Genomic DNA, 3928 nt, shown 5'->3' with positions numbered 1-3928 from the left:
GCATGGCCGCGGGGGGTGCGGGCGCAGGTGTTCCGCTCGTTTTTCACCACCAAGCCCGCCGGGCAGGGCACGGGCCTGGGTTTGTCGCTGAGCCACGACATCGTGGCCAAGGGGCACGGCGGCACGCTCACGGTGGAGAGCCAGGAGGGCGTGGGAACCGAATTCATCATCACTCTGCCGCAGTAAATAAGCCCTGGTATTCACTTTCAAGCATGTTGATAGCCCTAAAGTGATATTTTAGCCAACTGATGAGCGTGACAATAGCGCGTGGCCGGTCTTTTGCGAGTTTCTTTGTGTCGCATGAGTAGGGTTTTGGTCTTTTTGCTACTGGTTTTGCTGGCCGTTGCCAGTGCCCGCGCCCAGACGCCCTCTGCCGTCAGGCTGCGGGAGGCCCTGCGTGCACACCCACAGGAAGACACTGTTCGCGCTAATCGCCTCAACAGACTAGCCATGGAGCTGCGTAACAACGCGCCGCTGGAATCGGCGCAGTTTTTTCAGCAAGCCCTGAGCTTGTCGCAGCAGATTGACTACACCATTGGGGCTGCCGAGGCCCAGCTGGGCTTGGGTTTTTACCACCGCCACCGCAGCGAATACGACCTGGCGCAGGCTTATTCGATGCGGGCCGAACAGGGGTTCAGGCAAGTGAGCAACCCGTTGGGCCAGACCCGCAGCCTGTATAATCTGTCCTGCGTGTACTCTGCACAAGGCATGTATGCCAAGTCATTGACTGCAAATTTGAAGGGCCTGGAGCTAGCCGAGGCCATGCGCGACAAGAAGTGGCTGTCTTTCTTGAATACGCAGCTGGGCATCACCAGCATGTTTCTGGCCGAATACGCCCACGCCCAGGAGTACTTGAGCGAAGGCCTGGACTGGGCCCGGAAATCGAAGGATAAGATTAGTATCGGGCATGCGTATTCCGGCCTAGGCGACTTGTACCGCGTGCAAAAGCAGTGGGCTCAGGCCCTGGCCTATTACAAGAAGGCCGTTGCTATTTTCAAGGAGCTACAAGACGAGTCCGGCGTGCTGTTCGAGGACATTAACATTGGTGATATGCACGAGCGGCTGGAGCACTACCCGCAGGCGTTTGCCTACGGCTACCGGGGACTGGGCCGTGCCCACCGCCTGTATGCGCTAAACGAGATGCCCCGTGCTCAGCTGCTGCTGGCCCGGGCCTATCTGCACACAGACCAGCTGGACAGTGCCGCCGCTTTTGGGCGCAGAGCCTTGCAGTCCAGCCAGATCAGCGGCGCTAAAGCCATCAGCCGGGATGCCAGCGAAGTGCTGTCGCAGGCATACGCCCAAATGGGACAGTACAAGGATGCGTATCGTTACGAGCAGCTATTTAGTTCTTATAAAGACACGCTGAACAGCAGTGACTTGCAGCGCCGGGCAGCGGTGCTGGAATACCGCGCCCAGCTGGATCAAAAACAAGCTCAAATTGGCTTGCTCACCAAAAACAGCCAGCTGATCCGACGGCAAAACCGGGCCCAGCAGTGGATTTTGCTTGGCGCCTTGCTCAGCCTGGGCGCTGTGGCCAGCCTAAGCCTTGTGCTGTGGCGCAACAATGCCCAGAAGCAGCGGGCCTATGCCTTGCTGAAGCAGCAGCAGGACGAGCTGCATGCCGCCCAGGGCCAGCTGGTGCAGGCCGAGAAGTGGGCACTGGTGGGAGAGCTGTCGGCCGGCATTGCCCACGAGCTGCAGAACCCGCTCAATTTCATGAAAAACTTTGCCGAAGTGAGCGTGGCCATGCTCACCAGCGACCAGGTGCCCCGGGCTGCCGGCAGCCCCGAAGCGGGCAATCTGGAGCAGGAAATAATGGCTGGGCTGAAGCAAAATTTGCTTAAAATCAGCCAGCATGGCCAGCGGGCATCCTCCATTATCAACGACATGCTGGAGCACGCCCGCACCGGCATTGGGGAGCGCGAAATTACTAACATCAATTCCTTGGCCGACGAAGCCCTCGCGCTGGCCTACCACGGCCTGCGAACCGAGGACTCCACCTTTCAGGCCAGTCTGGACAAGCATCTCGATGCGGGACTGCCAGCTTGGTCGGTGGTGAAATCGGACCTGAGTCGTGTACTGCTCAACCTCTGCACCAACGCCCTGTATGCGGTGCGCGAGCGCCAGCAGAAGGCGGCTGCCACCGGCAGCGCCTACGAGCCCACCGTGACCGTGGCCACCCACCATGTCCAGGACAAGGTGGAAATCCGGGTGCGCGACAATGGCACGGGCATGACCGAAGACGTGCGGCAGCAAATTTTCCAGCCTTTCTTCACCACCAAGCCCAACGGCGAAGGCACAGGCCTGGGTTTGTCGCTGAGCCACGACATCGTGACCAAGGGCCACGGCGGCACCCTCACCGTGGAAAGCTACCTGGGCGAAGGCACCGAGTTCATCATCATTATTCCCGCGTAGCCGTGGCCCGTTTAGCTGTCCTCTGGATATTGCTGCTGTTGTTGCCAGCGGGGCGCGTCTGGAGCCAAGCCGCACCCGATACGGCCGTGGCAGTGTTGAGTACGGTGCCGAACTCCGGCACCGTGCTCGACCAAGGCTGGAAGTTCAAGGCCGGAGACGACCCGGCCTGGGCCCGGTCCGATTTTGACGACCGGGCCTGGGCACCCATCAACCCCAACCAGCGGCCGCAGTTGCTGCCGCAGCTGCACACGGCCCGCATTGGTTGGCTGCGCCTGCGCCTGCAAGTACCCGATAGCCTACGGAACCGGGCCCTGGTGCTGCTGTTTCAGCAAACCTGCGCTTCCGAAGTATACCTCAACGGCCGCCTGCTGCACCGCTACGGCGCGGTGAGCGCCGTGCCCGGACAGGTGCAGCCGGCGGGCTTCACGGCCGACCCACTGGAGGTGCATTTTACGGGTCCGGCCGAGCAGGTGCTGGCCGTGCGCTTTGCGCCTTGGCCGCCACTGTCCCTGTTCAAGGAGAACACCAATTTCATGCGCGTGCGCATCACGGGCCTGCCCGGCCTGCTGCGGCGCAACGTGGAGCGGGCCGTGGGACCGGTGGCAAATTTTGCCACGTTTGCTGTGTTTATGCTGCTCAGTCTGCTGCACCTGTTCTTCTTGCGCTACAACCCGGCCCGGCGCGCCAACTTTTACTTCGCGCTCTATGCCGGCTCAGGGGCGCTGGGGTTTTTGGGGCTGTACGGCGGCTGGCAGGTGCAGGGCATGGCGGCCACGCTGGCCCTGAGCATCCTCGCCGATGTGTTCATTTTGATGAGCTACATGTGGGCCGTGCGGGCGCTTTATTCCCTCTTCAACTACCAAACCGGGCGGATATACACCGGACTGTGGGTGCTACTGGCCGTCAGCCTGTTGCTGAGTGAGTTCACGCAGTTTACCTCGGTTTCGGTGCTCACTACCTATTCGTTTATCTTTTTCGGGTTTGTGGGACTGGCCAGTGCCGAGCAGCTGCGGCTCACCATGCGCGCCCTGCGCCAGCGCCAGCGCGGGGCGGGGCTCATTGCGGCGGGGTTTGTGGGAGCGCTGTTGTTTGCCCTGGTCTACGCCACGCTCATCGTGATGCAGGTGCAGATTTCCTTCCGGGTTTCGTCTGTTTTGGTGGCGTTTATGGCCCTGTCGCCGGCAGTGGGCATTTCCTTGTTTCTGGCCCGCGAGTTTGCCTCCAACAGCGAGCTGCTGCTCGTGAAGCTGCGGCAGGTGCAGCAGCTTTCGGCCCAGACCCAAGCCCAGCAGGAGGAAAAACAAGCGCTGCTGGCTGCCCAAAACGAGCTGCTGGAAAGCCAGGTTGCCGCCCGGACCAGGGAGGTAGCCGGCCAGCGCGACCGCGCCGAACTGGCCCTGGCCAACCTGGAAGTAACGCAGTTTCAGTTGGTACAGGCGGAGAAGATGGCGTTTTTGGGGGAGCTCACGGCGGGCATCGCCCACGAGCTGCAGAACCCGCTCAACTTCATGAA

Annotated in this window: 2 protein-coding genes and 1 pseudogene; all 3 read left to right on the top strand. The window is 61.2% G+C overall.

Features of this window, described 5'->3' with window-relative positions; genetic code table 11:
- Nucleotides 1-186: ATP-binding protein (locus tag BEN48_RS18285; protein WP_241502285.1), on the top strand; the 186-nt coding region annotated here is incomplete at its 5' end.
- Nucleotides 187-300: 114 nt separating this feature from the next.
- Nucleotides 301-2415, top strand: a complete 2115-nt coding sequence (locus BEN48_RS14785; protein ID WP_083321093.1) for a tetratricopeptide repeat-containing sensor histidine kinase — start codon at nucleotides 301-303, stop codon at nucleotides 2413-2415.
- Between the two features lie 2 nt (nucleotides 2416-2417).
- Nucleotides 2418-3928, top strand: a pseudogene (locus BEN48_RS14780) (hypothetical protein); the annotation flags it as partial.

It is taken from the genome of Hymenobacter glacialis (genome assembly GCF_001816165.1).
Lineage (GTDB): Bacteria > Bacteroidota > Bacteroidia > Cytophagales > Hymenobacteraceae > Hymenobacter > Hymenobacter glacialis.
This window is presented reverse-complemented; position numbering and strand designations above follow the sequence as displayed.